This window comes from uncultured Nitrospira sp. (assembly GCA_902500695.1).
Classification (GTDB): Bacteria; Nitrospirota; Nitrospiria; order Nitrospirales; family UBA8639; genus Nitrospira_E.
On the sequence record CABVRQ010000004.1, the window covers coordinates 72,127 to 87,682 of the forward strand.

Annotated in this window: 11 protein-coding genes and 1 tRNA gene; 4 read left to right on the plus strand and 8 right to left on the minus strand. The window is 50.0% G+C overall.

The window, feature by feature from the left end; all coding sequences use genetic code 11:
- Positions 1 to 81: 81 nt before the first annotated feature.
- From glp to AAH187_RS01870, 6 genes are all read right to left on the minus strand, one after another.
- A complete protein-coding gene (glp, locus tag AAH187_RS01845; RefSeq protein WP_342346722.1) occupies positions 82 to 1,311 on the minus strand; it encodes a gephyrin-like molybdotransferase Glp in 1,230 nt (409 codons plus the stop codon).
- Positions 1,312 to 1,530: 219 nt separating this feature from the next.
- On the minus strand, positions 1,531 to 2,496 hold the full coding sequence (locus AAH187_RS01850; protein ID WP_342346723.1) for an Mrp/NBP35 family ATP-binding protein: 966 nt from the start codon (positions 2,494 to 2,496) through the stop codon (positions 1,531 to 1,533).
- Positions 2,497 to 2,566: 70 nt separating this feature from the next.
- Positions 2,567 to 3,049, minus strand: a complete 483-nt coding sequence (locus AAH187_RS01855; protein WP_342346724.1) for a MogA/MoaB family molybdenum cofactor biosynthesis protein — start codon at positions 3,047 to 3,049, stop codon at positions 2,567 to 2,569.
- Between the two features lie 24 nt (positions 3,050 to 3,073).
- On the minus strand, positions 3,074 to 4,030 hold the full coding sequence (gene tatC / locus AAH187_RS01860) for a twin-arginine translocase subunit TatC (RefSeq protein ID WP_342346725.1): 957 nt from the start codon (positions 4,028 to 4,030) through the stop codon (positions 3,074 to 3,076).
- A 62-nt stretch (positions 4,031 to 4,092) separates the two neighbouring features.
- Complete coding sequence (locus AAH187_RS01865; protein WP_342346726.1) at positions 4,093 to 5,658, minus strand: Do family serine endopeptidase; 1,566 nt, start codon at positions 5,656 to 5,658, stop codon at positions 4,093 to 4,095.
- Between the two features lie 403 nt (positions 5,659 to 6,061).
- Positions 6,062 to 6,418, minus strand: a complete 357-nt coding sequence (locus AAH187_RS01870; protein ID WP_342346727.1) for a hypothetical protein — start codon at positions 6,416 to 6,418, stop codon at positions 6,062 to 6,064.
- A gap of 219 nt (positions 6,419 to 6,637) precedes the next feature.
- Here AAH187_RS01870 and AAH187_RS01875 point away from each other — a divergent pair, with 219 nt between their 5' ends.
- The 3 genes from AAH187_RS01875 (at position 6,638) to AAH187_RS01885 (ending at position 9,316) form a co-directional block, all read left to right on the plus strand.
- Complete coding sequence (locus AAH187_RS01875; RefSeq protein ID WP_342346728.1) at positions 6,638 to 7,591, plus strand: alcohol dehydrogenase catalytic domain-containing protein; 954 nt, start codon at positions 6,638 to 6,640, stop codon at positions 7,589 to 7,591.
- 87 nt (positions 7,592 to 7,678) lie between these two features.
- Positions 7,679 to 7,754, plus strand: a tRNA-Thr gene (locus tag AAH187_RS01880).
- Positions 7,755 to 8,263: 509 nt separating this feature from the next.
- Positions 8,264 to 9,316, plus strand: coding sequence for a formylglycine-generating enzyme family protein (locus tag AAH187_RS01885; RefSeq protein WP_342346729.1), 1,053 nt, complete (start codon positions 8,264 to 8,266; stop codon positions 9,314 to 9,316).
- Positions 9,317 to 9,414: 98 nt separating this feature from the next.
- Here AAH187_RS01885 and AAH187_RS01890 read toward each other — a convergent pair whose 3' ends face one another.
- Entirely contained in the window at positions 9,415 to 10,689 is a 1,275-nt protein-coding gene (locus tag AAH187_RS01890; protein ID WP_342346730.1) for a transporter, read from the minus strand.
- Positions 10,690 to 11,322: 633 nt separating this feature from the next.
- Between AAH187_RS01890 and AAH187_RS01895 the strand changes: the two genes are divergently transcribed.
- Positions 11,323 to 14,913 carry an SUMF1/EgtB/PvdO family nonheme iron enzyme gene (locus AAH187_RS01895; RefSeq protein ID WP_342346731.1) on the plus strand — a complete coding sequence of 1,197 codons (3,591 nt, stop codon included), beginning with the start codon at positions 11,323 to 11,325 and terminating at the stop codon, positions 14,911 to 14,913.
- 98 nt (positions 14,914 to 15,011) lie between these two features.
- Here AAH187_RS01895 and AAH187_RS01900 read toward each other — a convergent pair.
- Positions 15,012 to 15,556: VCBS repeat-containing protein (locus AAH187_RS01900; protein WP_342346732.1), on the minus strand; the 545-nt coding region annotated here is incomplete at its 5' end.

Here is a 15,556-nt window from a genome sequence, read left to right on the forward strand (position 1 = left end):
GATGAACCCTATACTTCCTTCCAGGAGATCGAATAATTCCCAATAGGCGGCATGAATGATAGAAAATAATGCGTATGTTGCTTAAAAGTTCCGTGATAATAATTGGACGTTCACTGAATCGCCTGGCTTAAGAGATTCGACCTCTTCCGGCACATCAATAAATCCATTGGCTTTCACCATTGAGGTGAGTATTCCTGAGCCCTGCCCACCGGTCGTCCGAACCGTGAGAACGCCATTTTCGTGCTGAAGGATGCCTCGGAGAAAATGCCTCCGATCCGTATGCTTGGAGAACGATTCTTGAAAAAGTGCCTTCACAACCGGCCGTTCCCACTTTCGATGCCCACCCATTTTCAACATGGCCGGGCGCACGAGTTGATCAAAAGTGACCATGGACGAAACGGGGTTCCCAGGCAAGCCAAAGGCGAGTTTCCCTTGAATTTTCCCGAAGGCTACAGGTTGCCCTGGGCGAATCGCCAATTTCCAGAAATTCATGTCTGCCCCAAGTTCTGCAAACACAGGCTTGGTAAAATCATAATCTCCCATGGAGACCCCGCCGGATAACACCAAAATATCACAGGTGAGACCCTGTCGGATTTTGTCTTTTAAGGAATCAGGGTCGTCTTTCGCAATTCCCAAGAGAACCGGTATCCCACCTGATTCCTGAACAGCAGCAGCAATTCCATAACTATTGGAATTGATTATTTTATGCTCTTCAAATGATTCATCTAGATCTGCCAGCTCATCCCCGGTAGAAAGGATAGCCACTCGAGGCCGCTGAGACACAAGGACAAACGATTTTGCCAGGATGGCCAACATGCCGATTTCTCCTGAACGCAGTTGGGTCCCTTTCGGAATAATACACTCTCCTTCGGTGACATCTTCCCCTTTAGGCCTGATGTTGGAACCCTGTCCGGCTTCTGCCTTCATGATACGAACCTTCGTGCCGGAAGGCTCAGTGTATTCCACTCGCACAACGGTATCTGCTCCACCCGGCATAGGGGCCCCGGTCATAATCCGAATCGCTTCCCCTGGACCGACGGTTTTGGTAGCCACTGCCCCTGCCGCGACATCTTCTACAATGTTCAATTCGGGAATACGCGTGATGGCATAGTCCTGCTTTATGTCATTCCACCGGACCGCAAAGCCGTCCATCGCCGAATTGTCCCATGGCGGATTAGATCGCGGAGCAAGAATATCCTCTCCCAAGACCCGCCCCAAGGAATCAAGGAGTCCGATTTTTTCACAGCCCAGTGGATGCGCCGCATCCAGGACGATTTGTTGAGCTGAAGTTAACGAAGTAAGCTGATCCATGTGTCCTGCCTAATCATGTCGAAGGTTAAAGTGGTTCTCTGAAAGCGCCTGCACCCTACCAAGAGTCTCGCCGCCATAGCGCACAAAAATATCTGTTTCTTTATTATCGCGACGGTAGCCACAAAAAATTCCATTCCTGTCCATCCGACTATCCTATGCCGGTCCGATCAAATAGTCAGATGGTTAGGGGAACATTTCGCAGACTGCTCCGGGTGCCGGTTAGACCTTTTTAAAGGGAGCCGGCCTGGCCGATACCTTCACCAGGGAATCTTTCTTCTTACAGAACTCCTCGACTTTGTTAGCAATCCCATGAATAGCGTCAGCCGTGGGAAGATCTGAATGAAACAGCGCATAGGGCTCACCACGATCACATTGAAGAACCATCTCCGGATCCAGTGGCACGCGACCGAGAAAGGGGACACCCATGTCCGCGGCTGAGGCTTCGCCCCCTCCTTTTCGAAACAACTCAATGGATTGGTGGCAGTGAGGACACTCTAAGCCGCTCATATTCTCCACAATGCCAATGATGGGAATTTCACTGTCTCTGGCGAAGGTGACCGATTTGCGGGAGTCTAACAAGGCCACCTCTTGCGGGGTGGACACAATGACGCAGCCCGTGACATCACCAATGAGATCAATCGTTGTCACCGATTCATTCCCGGTCCCTGGCGGAAGATCGATGAGAAGAAAATTGAGGTCTTGCCATTCGACTCCACCCAACAGTTGGTTGATGAATTCAAATTTATACGCATCCCGCCAGATGATCGGGTCATCCGAGTTTTGCAAAAGAAAGGACATCGAGGCAATTTTCAGATTATAGGCTTGATGTGGAATAATCCCGCCGCCTGTACTGATTTTGAGTTTTTGACCTTCGGCTCCTACCATTTTTGGAATATTGGGACCATGAATATCCATGTCGCAAATCCCCACTTCATACCCTTTAAGCGCCAGACTAATAGCCAGATTGGTCGTCATCGTACTTTTTCCGACCCCACCCTTATTACTCATCACCAAGATGGTGTAATCAATACGCTCCATGCGTTTTCCGACTAGCCAACGACTATGTCCTTCACGGTCTTTTTGGCAGGTTTCGGTCTCATCACAAATTGCACAAGCCCACATATAGGTACAGACATCCCCACTCGAACTCGAGGATGGTTGAATCATATTCAGCTCAGTTGCCATAAATCCCTCCAGATACATTCATTACGATGATATTTTTAGATAATATAAAATTCGGCCTTGCGCCACAATGTCATTGGGTGGCCACGTTTCCCGTTTTCCCCACCATATGCTCTAAAAGCGGTAACACCATATCTAAATTTTCTTGCACACCTCTCACACTACCCGGCAAATTAATAATCAGGGTGGTCCCCTTAATTCCAGCGGTTCCGCGTGAAAGCATAGCGGTCTTGACCTTTTTGAGACTTTCAGCCCTCATGGCTTCTCCTATCCCGGGAATCTCTTTTTCAATCACGTCTCTGGTTGCCTCCGGAGCCCAATCTGTCGGTCGCACCCCCGTTCCCCCAATGGTCAAAATGATGTGAGGTGCAGTAATCTCGCAAAGTGTCAGCAATTGACGGGAAATGGCCTGACGATCATCCGCCACGACATCATAGGATAAGAGGGTCAATTGATGGTTCGTCAAGATCCTTTCCAAAGGTTTTCGATTTTCATCAGGGTTTTGGCCTGACTCTATCTTGCTGCTGATCACCACTACGGCTACCCGTATTATCATCAGAAGTCCCAACGGACGTTCATATTACCGAGGACCAGAGTCGGGGACATCGACATATTCCTCATCCCCTCCAGACCCGGCTCCCACAGGCTGTGGGGCTAATGGGGGACGCCGAACGGCCGGTGGGCCGGAGGCCGGAGCGGATGCCACACCATCTTCACTTTCCGGAGCTTTTTTCTTGCCAAAAATTTGGGCGCTGATAATCCCCACTTCATAAAAGAAATACATGGGGATGGCCATAATGCATTGGTTAAATGGGTCAGGGGTGGGCGTTAGAATCGCCGCGAAGAGAAAGGAGCCCAGAAATGCCCATTTCCGGTATTTTCGTAATAGAGGAGCATCCACCCACCCTAATTTAGCCATCAAGGTCAAGGCGAGCGGAACTTCAAAAATCAGGCCGAAGACCAGCATAAACCAGAGAATAAAACCCACATAATTGGCAATAGATATTTGTGCAATAAATCCAGAAGCCAGCCCATAGGAAATCAAAAAATGCAACGCGAAGGGCAACACAACAAAAAAACAAAAGGTCAATCCCAAATAAAAGGCCACAGTACTTATGGCGGTGAAAGGCCCGACAAATCGGCGTTCCTGGGCATGTAATCCAGGAAGAACAAATTGCCAGACTTCCCATAGCCAGTGCGGCGTCGACAAGACCAGGGCACATAATCCGGCAACCTTCACATTTTGCCATAAGGCTTCAGCCGGGGAGAGAAAGACAAAGGGAATTTTTGGCAAATCCGATGGCATCCATTCCCAGGAATCTAAAATGAAATAATTTTGCAGAGGAATCCGTAGCCAGGACACTAGCGTATCCGCATAAAAAAATGTCCCAACAAAGACACAGGCCATAACAATGACTGCCCGTGTGAGCCGCCATTGAAACTCATGCAAATGCTCCATGACGGGCATTTTTTTGTCTTCCAATGGCTTAAAGACTTTCTCTTCAAACCAGGAACCCATTTTGCTTTGTTTGGCCATGTTAGTTCGGTATCCAAAAAATCCGAGGGGGGCTCACAGCCCCCCCTCAGAACTCACATCCCTTATTGAGGATTCACAGCGACAAACAGATTATTGCCTCGTCGGTTGACCAATAGGACAGCCAACTCATCCTTAGCAATTTTTGACGCAATCTGCTTGAAGTCGTCAATCGTTTTCACGCTTTGGCGACTCACTTCTTGAATGACATCACCGATTTGAATACCAGCAGCCTCCACGGCGCTGCCTGATTCAACTTTCGAAACGACCACACCTTTAATTGGTTCCGGAATATTAAATTCACTCCGGTTTTCCCCACTAATCGGTGCGACCGTCATTCCCGACAACACGTTATCGAGTTTTTCCATGGCCGGAGCTTTTTCTTCTTCTACCGGCCCATTCTTGGCTAATGCTTGATCGGAGGGACGCTCTCCCAGCTCCAAGGTCAGCACCGTCTCTTTGCCCTCACGTAAAACTTTAATTTCTTTTTTCTTTCCGACCTTGGTTCGGGCAACAATATTACGAAGATGATTGACATCCTTGACGGCTTCACCACCGTATTCAAGGATCACATCGCCTCGTTGGAGTCCGGCCTTTGCGGAAGGGCCATCTTCATGCACTTCACTGATTAATACCCCGCCCTGTCGACCTTCTGGTAATTGAAATGATTGTGCTAAGGCTGGCGTTAATTCCTGAATGGCCACTCCCATCCATCCTCTCACCACCTTCCCCGTTTCGATCAGGCTTGCGGCAATATCCTTCGCAATACTGACTGCGATTGCAAATCCCACGCCTTCGGAACCACCGGTCCTGGAGAAAATGGCCGTGTTGATCCCGATAAGCTCCCCTTTCATATTCACCAGGGCTCCACCGGAATTTCCAGGGTTAATCGCGGCATCTGTTTGAATGAAGTCTTCATATTCCGTAATACCGACACTGCCTCGGCCAAGGGCACTGATTATTCCCAAAGACACGGTATTGCGTAATCCGAATGGACTCCCAAGGGCAAGAACCACATCTCCAACACGAAGGGATTCATATTCTCCCCAGGCCACTGAAGGAAGAGGACCATTTTCAAGTTTGACTTTAATGACCGCTAGATCAGTCTTCGGGTCGGTCCCCACCACGGTTGCTGACATCTCCCGTCCATCATGAAAGGACACTTTGATATCGCTTGCATCTTCCACAACGTGGTTATTCGTCAGGATATATCCGCGAGAATCAATAATTACACCGGACCCCGCACTCATACCTGGAGGGCCGCCGGGACCACCACCTGGAGGCCCACCGGGACCACCGCCTGGAGGGCCACCGGGACCACCGCCTGGAGGCCCACCGGGACCACCGCCTGGAGGCCCACCAAACGGCCCTGGGGGTAAGCCTCTGGATGGTCCACCTCCACCAGTCACCGCCACATTGACAACCGCGGGACCCACTTTTTCAACAATTTCTGAAAAACCTTCAATAAACGCTCCCGGGATAGCCGCTTGCGTCTGGGCTGGAACAAACCACCCATTTCCCCAAAATCCACCTACCATCCCCAGTCCTAAAAATAGGGCAAGAAACCCCCACGGAGGGGCAATTCGAAACGGCCGGGCAGCGCCAGCAAACAACCATGACATGTGCATCATCCCGATCTCCTGTTCAAAAAATTTAATAGAAACGGAGTGAATAGGAAAATTTCTATCTCACAACACTTGGCATTCTTAAGAAATTCTCCAAGACAGATTGCCTCACTTCGTCTAACCGTTTGATTCTACAATAATTGTTTTCCCACGTTCAAAGTCAAATACCCAGTTTTTTCTGCCACTCGTACATCCTACCGGCGAGCAGAGTCTCATCCATCTTGTCAAGGCTTTTGCTTTAATGAAGAAAAAGCACCCTGAGAGGACCGGAACACCTTCAGAACTGCCTTTTTAGATTGATGAAGACGTGAAAATACCGCACGAGATTTTAGAAAGAGCGAAGCAGGTGTAATGGAATGAGGATGTTGGCTCGATCGAATGACAAAGGGTTACATTCAGGCAGGAGGAATTACCCGGCAATATCCAAGAGAGAGCCCAAAACCTTGTCCTGAATTCTGAGGCTGGCACTATTGGCTTCTATGAGATTCACCGCTTGCAAATTGGAAATAATTTCCTCCCCGAGATCGACATTCGATCCTTCTCGAAGACTGATCGAATCTTCACTTGAGAGAAATTGTGGACCATGGCGTTCATCTGCTTGCATAGTTATTCTCACACCATTACCGGCTGACGATTCTACGGGAAGAGCATGGATTCGTTTGAAACTTTCTGTTTGTGCATTGGCAATATTATGGGCGCCAACGCTGAATATTCTTCCTCCAGCTTGAATGCCAGAAAGTGCAGAGGCCATACCGGCAATCATCATTTTTCTCCTATCATTCGACGGGCATCTCGCAGCCACACAGACACCTTCACGTTATCGACCAAAGGCCAGAAACCTTTCCTGGCAAGACGGAAGATGTTTCCTCAAACTGCCGGGAAAATTCGTCTAACTGAAATATTCATAGAAATTACTGAAGATTGCCAGCATTTTTTGTTATGTTCCTATCTGTCCATCACCTAAGCTATTTCAGAGGGAAGCAGTATGCGGGGACTTGTTTTTCATCAGACGCTTCAACTTCACACCGACCTTCCCCTTCCCTCGCAACCACATGGGGAAGCCAGAATCAAGGTCATCCAAGCCGGAATTTGCTCCACTGATCTACAGCTGATGAAAGGTTATATGAGCTTTGAAGGTATCTTGGGGCATGAATTTGTTGGGATAGTCGATGAGGCTCCAGAAACAGCATTGATTGGGAAACGGGTCGTCGGAGAGATCAATGCCGCCTGCCGCAATTGTGAAACCTGTACCAAGGGACATCCCACCCATTGTCCTCATCGCACCACATTAGGGATCCAGGGCCGAGATGGCGCCTTTGCCGATTTTCTGACCCTGCCTGTTGAAAACCTTTTTGTCGTGCCTGATTCTATTTCCGATGATCAGGCCGTCTTTATCGAACCCCTAGCCGCGGCCTGTGAAATTCCACAATTAGTCTCCATCAAACCAACAGACCGGGTGGTCGTCATCGGAGATGGGAAGTTAGGGGTATTGTGCGCCCAAGTTCTTGTATTATCAGGATGTGCTGTAACCCTATTGGGTCGCCATTCAGACCAGAACACCTGGCTCACCCACATGGGAATCCAAGTGACCTCACACCCGGCTGATATTTCTCGGGGAGCAGATATGATTGTGGAAGCCACTGGAAGCCCAGAAGGGCTTTCCACAGCCATGCAATTAATTCGGCCAAGGGGAACACTTGTGCTCAAATCCACCTATCATGGAAATATATCTGTGAATATGGCGAATTTTGTCATTCAGGAAATATCCTTAATTGGCTCTCGTTGTGGTCCTTTCCCTCCGGCCATCCGCCTCTTAGAAACGAAGCACATCCGTGTCGACCCGCTCATCCATGCCCGCTATCCACTCCTGGATGGCGTTCTGGCCATGGAAAAAGCCGCACAACGTGGCATACGAAAGGTCATGCTGCAAATGAACTAAATCGGGGCTAGTTGGAAAATCATTTTTATGTATTCAATGCTGGTTGAATGCTTCATCCTTTGGTATGATGGTCCTTATATTCGCCGAGCTGGCGTAGCTCAATCGGTAGAGCAGCGGTTTTGTAAACCGCAGGTCGGAGGTTCAATTCCTCTCGCCAGCTCCACACAACTGACGATTCCCAAGATTTGGCAGAAGTGCACAACTACCAGTATAAGGGAAGAATTCACACCCTTACCTGCTAAAGACTCAATCGTTCCCTCCAGCCCTTCCAATGTGTTGAGACCGACCCAAGGGTTCAAAAACATTCTGATATGTCAGGAACTGGTTCTTACTTCGTGAGCCTTGGAAGTCAGGACAAACAGCCTCATCCCTCCAAAAATAATGTTACCAGTTCAACCTATTGTCCAAATTCACGGGAACTGGCCCTTGTGAAATGCTTTATGAATTTTTACATTAAGCAATAAAGCTTTTGTTCAGGGCGCTATCTGTTAAAATATCGTAAAATGATATTCGGTCTTTCATTCAAAAGAATTATTAGAGGCCGCCTTCAGAAATTAAAGGAGAAACTTGTTATTTTCTGATAACATTGACCGAAAAGTCGCGGAAGAATACGAACCATCCCGACAGGCGACTTGAAATTTTTCGCATGAGCAGGCTCAGATCGCGCATACCATGAACGAGGAAAACCAATCAACCCTACCTGCGGAAAAATCTTCCTCCCCCCCCCTGACTGAGCACACAAAGCCTGACCGCCTCGGACGACAATCAGTTCCTATCGGGAAGCCTTCATCTCAGGGCCGAATTCCCAGCCTGAACTCGCAGGAACCTTCACATGCAGAAACCGTGTCCATGCTGAAGAAGCAGTACCAGCTTGCAAAACGTCAGAAACGTTGGCTGAAGATAACAGGGCTCATGGGGGTGGTGGTTATTCTATTGGGTGGTATAGGCACATGGTTAGCTGGGGAGAATAAGGCTTTTAAAATGGCCATACTGAGAGTCGTCTCTCCAGTGATGAGCATCCATCTGGACCCTGAAATGGTTTCAATTCCTGCCGGAACTTTTCAGCAGGGTGATAGCCGGGGGGAGGATACATTAGGCGAGCACCCGCTGCGAAAGGTCCATATCAAAAAATTTGCTTTAGGGCGATTCGAGGTCACATTCGAAGAATATGACCGGTTCTCCATGGCGACGGGTCGAGCGTTTCCGGGAGATGAGGGGTGGGGACGAGAAAGGCGCCCGGTTATTAATGTCTCGTGGGAAGACGCTGGCGATTATGCAAAATGGTTATCGGAGGGAACCGGACGTCGCTATCGACTACCCACAGAATCTGAGTGGGAATACGCAGCCAGAAATAGAGGAAAAGACGAGATTTGGGCGGGAACCTCAGAACAAGAACAGCTTGAGCCCTACGCCTGGTTCAATTCGAACAGTACCGGGAGAACCCAGCCGGTTGGAATCCGACAAGCCAACGGCCTCGGACTTCAGGACATGAGTGGAAATGTATGGGAGTGGGTCCAGGACTGCTGGCATGACGACTATCAGCATGCCCCAACAAATGGTTCGGCCTGGTTAGAGGCGAATAACGGAAACTGTGGAACACGAGTGAGGCGAGGAGGTGGCTGGACTAACGATCCCATATCTTTGCGTTCCTCGTTTCGAAATGGGTACAACGCCGACTCACGGAGTATCCAGATCGGGTTTCGCCTCGCGCAAGATATTGATTAGCTTTTCGATTCTTCTATTTTTCTATTCCCCTGCAAGCCCCTTCCTTTGCTAAATCATCCTTGAAAGAACAGCAGCAGGGAGGGTGACGATTCAATACCTTAGAACGTTCCTCCAAGTCCTAACGTCCAGACCGCATCCGGACGGAGGCCTTCATTTTTATTGAGGGGAAGCTGGACCGCAGCTTGAAGCAGAGTGTTGGGAAGTGGAGCCCATTTTAACCCGGGAGCCAAGTCCACAATGTCCTTTCCGCTTTTATCCTTATCGTCCAATTCGTGACGGCCCAGAAGATCAAGAGAGAAAGCAAAGGTCGGAATAGGAGCCAGGTCAAACCCTGCCACATAGGTAAAAAGATTCAGTTCGGATTTGTTGTTGACGAGCACAAAGCCCGAGTTCACATGTGGCCCAATCATTCCGATTGGGGATGAATAATATTTAGAAGCCACAGCCAACCCCTCAAATTTGAACTCTCCGACTCCCATGAAGTTATTTTCGTTTCCCGTGGGAAAAGAAACACCCCCCCGTACCCCCAAATCGGGTAAGACCTCGTGATTTTTCAGAAAGTTATATTTGGTTCGAAGAAGGACGTCTCCGATCCCGGTTTTATTCCCCGAAGAACTGTCTTTTGAAGGGTCTCCCGTGCCGGGTGCCGTTCCATTGATCACGTAAATGCCGCTACAATTTCCACCTTGAGTACAAGGAACGCCGTTGGCATCAAGCATGGTCGCCTTCGCCTTTGCTTTGATCTGGTTATTGATGAGAGGAACCAAAAGATTGATGTCCCAATTATCCGTAAGACCAAACGTGCCAAAAAATCCCACAAAATTGGTAATCACTTTGACATCCAGGTTAACTTGTAATAGCTCATCCAACCCTGGGGCATTCGGCGGAGTTCCAGGCCCGGCGGTGGGAGAGACATCTTCACTGAGAGAAGACAGTTTCTGTCCATTAAATTTTTTGTAATTGGCATTTGACCAGACGACCTGGAAATCAAATCTTCCTTTACCCAGTGTGTCAGCCCGTTCCGCAAAAAGTGGTCCGAGGCTTTTGGTGACTTCAACAGGAACTCCCCGCTCAACATCAAACCGATACGCCGCCACCGTTGAGTTCACCGCAAATTGCCCTGTTTGAGCACCAATGCCATTGGTCAGCTCATTAAATGAATTAAACACCGAATTGCCGAAATCATTGGACCGATTGCCTGCAAAATTTGGATCTGTTTGAAATCCATCCCCTCCATAAAGATCAGGAATCACATCCTTTAATTCTTTGGCTTGAGTGACAGATTGACTGATGACGAGCATTGCCAACAAAAAGAAACAGGCCAACGACTGAATTCGTCTACATAAAAAGTTCTGCATGAGCCAATAGTTCATTATTGCTCCTCATAAATTAGAATAACCCCAAAGAGGATTCCCGAAAGAATCTGAACAAAGAATTTGGCACAATTGTCCACGCACAGTTATCGACTTTAACTATGGGTTTGGGGGATGGTACGCTCAACACCACAGGTCCAAAAGGAGGGTTTTTATTCACACCCTCATTCAGCTTATGTGGCTATCAGATGGATTCATATCCAAAAAACGCGATGTTGACGAAGTAGAGAAAACCAGGCGATCGTATAAACTCTCTCCCATGAAGTCAATGCATATTTCCCAGGGGCACCGGGTCCACCGACTCTCCACTAGGCATAGTGGTCTCTATTTAGGGAAAAGACTGTCAGGCTGCAAGAAGGAACGAAACGTCTCTTAATTTTTGAACTAGACACAAAGTCAATACTCGCATCTCTGACGCAAGACCCAGTAAACTGGTCTCAAGAACTGACAACGCCACAAGACCACTATAATCCTGCTACACCTCCTTCCAATTCTTGACGCGATGGTGATCTGACGCAACGAGACCAGGAGGCCTTGAGAAAATCCGATGCAAAAAGAGAGTTGGCCATTGCCTATTTTATTCTGAGAATTTTCTTGAATAAAACCAACATTCCTCACAGGAGCCAGTGCCCCGTGTTTGATTCCGTTTTATATCGTCCCATCCCGAGGAGAGGAATCCCTGCCTATCCCAGCTTCTTTCTCCTCTCTTTCTTGGTATTCCCGTTGATCACATTGTTCCTCCCGGTACAGGCGCAGGCAGATCCACGAAGCAATACGGTCAACGGAAAAAATCCTGCCCAATATATAGCCGAGACTCAGGGAAACGCCTGGGCTGTCATCATAGGAATTGATAAATATCTGAATCTCGCCGATCTGGCCTATGCGGTCGATGATGCAAAATCCGTGGCCGGTATGCTCAAGGGGCAGGGATTTAAGGTCACATCACTTTACAACACCCAAGCCACCAGAACGGCGATTCTGCGCGAGTTGCGCCAGAATCTTCTGACCCGAGTACAAAAAGATGATCGGGTGATAATTTTTTTTGCGGGTCATATTGGAGAAACTCCAGGTAAGGGGAACCAACAACCCGTGGGCTATATGATGCCCGTCGATACCGAACCTGGCCTTCTTCCAGACACCGCAATCAGCGTGGAGATTCTTCGTGAACTTTCTGAGGCCCTTCCGGCAAAACAGGTCCTATTTCTCATTGATATTTGTTATGGAGGCATTGCCGGTCGCAGTCAGCGTTCGTTTCCCCCAATGACCGGTAATTATTTGGAGATGATTACCAGTGAACCTGCCCGCCAATTGATAACCGCAGGAGGAACCGGGCAACAAGCCTTAGCCGGACCAAAGTGGAAACATAGCGTGTTTACCTATTATCTTCTGGAAGGCATTGGGAAAGGCCGTGGTGATCTGAACGGCGATGGCATCATTCCCACATCCGAACTCTTCACCTTTCTCGATGAGCACGTGCAATCGGCAGCTCTCACCCATAAACATGTACAAAGACCAGAAATGTGGGGGTTAAGTCCGGATAAGGGAGAATTTGTGTTTATTCCGGAAAAAAAATCTTCCGGGCCTCAAATTGCGAACAACCCAAATCGCCAAGGAGGTACAAGCAATGCTGTCCCCGGAACGGTCGAGACAATTGTCGGCATTCTAAAGAGTTTTGGAAATCCCTTGGATGTCTTCAATAACAAGGTACCATCTGGAAAGAGTGAGCAAGCTCAAAAGCAAAAATCCTTGGCAGAAGAGGCTGCCACGCTAAAGGCAGAGCGGGAAAAGTTTGAACTACAGGCTCTCCAAACGTTGAAGGAACAGCGACAACGGGAGAAAGATCTTCAAGCGCAACTGGCCGAAGCCCAACGAGTGGCCGCGGAAGAAGAGCGCCGGCGCCTCGCTGCTGAACAGGCCCGCCAGGAACAAGCGGCCCTGTTAGCTCAAGAACAAGCCGCGTTAAAAGCCGAACAAGCCAGGGTTGCTGCAGAAGAAGAGCAACGAAGGAAAACCTTGGCGGAACAAGAACAAACTCGTCTGGCCCAACTGGCCGAAGCCCAACGACTGGCAGCCGAGGAAGAGCGGCGGCGGGTGGCAGCCGAACAGGCCCGCCAGGAACAAGAGACCTTTTTAGCTCAACAAGAAGCCGCGTTAGAAGCCCAACAAGCCAGGATGGCTGCGGAAGAAGAACAACGCCAACTGGCCTTAACGCAACTCGCCGAAGCCAAACGGGTGGCCGCGGAGGAAGAACGGCGACGGGTGGCGGCTGAAAAGGCCCGTCACGAACAAGCAATCCTCTTAGCTCAACAACAGGCCGCGTTAGAAGCCCAACAAGCCAAGCTCGCGGCTGAGGAGGAGCGGCGCAAACAACTCTTGGCACAACAAGAACGAGAGCTTCAAACTCAACTGGCCATAGCCCAGCGAATGGTTGCCGAAGAGGAACGACGGCGAGCGGAAGCCGAACAGGTTAGACTGGCCGAGGAGGAAGAACGACAAAAAAAAGCTTTGGCGCAACGAGAACTCACACGTCAAGCTCAACTGGCTGAGGCCCGTCGAATGGCCGAGGAACAGGCCAGAGTTGAGGCCGAGGAACAGAGGCGCAAAGAGGCGTTGGCCCAACGAGAACTCACGCGTCAAATGCAACTAGCTGAAGCCCGACGAATGGCCGAGGAACAGCGACGCCAAGAAGCCTTGGCCAAACAGGAACAAACACGCCAGGCCCAACTGGCCGAAGCCCAACGAGTGGCGGCCGAGGAACAGGAACGCAAGGAAGCTTTGGCCAGGCAGGAACAAACACGCCAGGCTCAATTGGCCGAAGCCCAACGAATGGCGGCAGAACAGGCTCGACTGAAGGAAGAGGCCGCATTGAAAGCCGAACAGGCCCGACTTGCCACCGAAGAGCAACAACGCAGACAAGCCGCGGAAGCACGTCGACTGGCAGACCTGGAAGAAGAGCGGGAACGAGTCGCTCGCTTGAAGGAAGAGGCCGCCCTGAATGCCAGAAAGGCCCGAATCGCGGCTGAAGAGCAACAACGCCAGGAAGCCGCAGAAGCGCGTCGACTGGCAGACCTGGAAGAAGAGCGACGACGAGTCGCCGCAGAAAAGGAACGCAAGGAACTAGAGGCCAAAGTTGCACAACCACAGATTGTCCCAAATGGTGGAAATAAACAGGCAGCGACTCCTCCTCAAAGGTCGTCATCACCTGGTACCGTTTCCGCTTTCACTCCTCCCCCCCCCACTCCCCCTGTGGTTGATCCACCCTCGAATGAGAGTTCCGGGTTTTTCGGATTTTTTGAGAATATGTTCAACAAGGACACTGGCTCACCGCCAGCGACCAGCGATCAACCGGTCGGATCTCAACCGGAGGCTGTTCTTGAAGCACGGCTACATCCACAGAATTTACCGGGTGCCGTTCAGTCCGCCCTGTCAGGCAAGGATAGCGTCCCCATGATCTTGATTCCCGCAGGAGAATTTAGGATGGGAAGTACTGATGACCAGATTTCTGGCTTTTTGAAGGATTTTGAAGGAGTCCGGTTCAATGCCTTTCAATCAGAAATTCCTCAACGTCAGGTGAGCCTCAATGCCTATTATATTGATCAATATGAGGTCAGTTATCGCCGCTATCGTGAATTCCTTGAATCCACAGGTCGGGACGCCCCCGCATTCTGGGAGAATGAACGATTTCACCAACCAGACCATCCGGTCCTCGGAGTGACCTGGTATGATGCGACGGCCTATTGCACCTGGTCTGGCAAACGCCTTCCCACCGAGGCCGAATGGGAGCAGGCTGCCAGGGGACCTCAAGGCTATGTCTACCCTTGGGGAAATACGTGGGATTCTCAACGAACTAACACAGCGAGTTATTGGGCAGGGAAACCATTTTTATCCATTGCGAAATGGGCTGAATGGATGCAAACGGCTTTGGATCAAGGAAAAGCCGGCCCGTTAGAAGCTGGAACATTCTCGAATGGAGTCAGCCCATTTGGGGTGCATGACATGGCTGGAAATGTATCCGAGTGGGTCTTCGATTGGTATTCACCCTATGAGAGCCAACCGACGCTCATCCAGAATCCCAGCGGGCCGGACTCCGGGACCATGAAAGTACATCGTGGAGGATCTTGGAGTGTGAGTTCGATTTTTGCCCGGTCAACCTATCGAGCGCGAGAGAATCCTGAAAAGAAAAGTCCATACATTGGCATGCGGTGCGCCAAGTCCTATCAGTAATTTTTCCCATCCACTCTTTGGTCCTACTCAATAGTCCATACCCGAATGGCTTCTTGCCTTGTTTCGAGCTAAGGCCCTCCACTACGGAAATATATGAGCTACTGAATCTCCCAATCTGAGGAAGTCGATCCCGGGAAGCCCACGGCGGAAATCGTCAGCCCGTTCATCAGCCACACCGCTACCGTTCCACTCGTGCTATTGCGCCAAATCACATCCGCTTTGCCATCCCCGTTTACATCCCGCGCATCTGCCATATGCCAAACGGCAGGCACCCCGCCAGGAAAACCGGAAGCAGCAATAGCGGTCCCATTCATCAACCAGATCGCGGTACTACCATCAGACGTGTTGCGCCAAACCAGGTCCGCTTTGCTATCGCCGTTCACATCGCCCACCCCCGTAATTTGAAAAGCTGTTGACGCACTTCCGGGAAAGCCTACGGCCGTCACCGATAATCCGTTCATCAGCCATATGGCCACACCCCCACTGGTGCCATTCCTCCAAATGAGATCGGCCCTATTATCCCCATTCACATCCCCAACACCGGCGATTTGCCATGGCTCCGGCACCCCGCCAGGAAAACCGGAAGCGGCAATAGCGGTCCCATTCATCAACCAGATCGCCGTACTGCCGTCAGTCGTGTTGC

What these genes read in the sequence shown, in the direction of transcription:
- glp (WP_342346722.1), bottom strand. Translation starts at nt 1,311, where the DNA reads ATGGATCAGCTTACTTCGTTAACTTCAGCTCAACAAATCGTCCTGGAT.
- AAH187_RS01870 (WP_342346727.1), bottom strand. Translation starts at nt 6,418, where the DNA reads ATGATGATTGCCGGTATGGCCTCTGCACTTTCTGGCATTCAAGCTGGA.
- AAH187_RS01885 (WP_342346729.1), top strand. Translation starts at nt 8,264, where the DNA reads ATGAACGAGGAAAACCAATCAACCCTACCTGCGGAAAAATCTTCCTCC.
- tatC (WP_342346725.1), bottom strand. Translation starts at nt 4,030, where the DNA reads ATGGCCAAACAAAGCAAAATGGGTTCCTGGTTTGAAGAGAAAGTCTTT.
- AAH187_RS01855 (WP_342346724.1), bottom strand. Translation starts at nt 3,049, where the DNA reads ATGATAATACGGGTAGCCGTAGTGGTGATCAGCAGCAAGATAGAGTCA.
- AAH187_RS01850 (WP_342346723.1), bottom strand. Translation starts at nt 2,496, where the DNA reads ATGGCAACTGAGCTGAATATGATTCAACCATCCTCGAGTTCGAGTGGG.
- AAH187_RS01890 (WP_342346730.1), bottom strand. Translation starts at nt 10,689, where the DNA reads ATGAACTATTGGCTCATGCAGAACTTTTTATGTAGACGAATTCAGTCG.
- AAH187_RS01865 (WP_342346726.1), bottom strand. Translation starts at nt 5,658, where the DNA reads ATGATGCACATGTCATGGTTGTTTGCTGGCGCTGCCCGGCCGTTTCGA.
- AAH187_RS01875 (WP_342346728.1), top strand. Translation starts at nt 6,638, where the DNA reads ATGCGGGGACTTGTTTTTCATCAGACGCTTCAACTTCACACCGACCTT.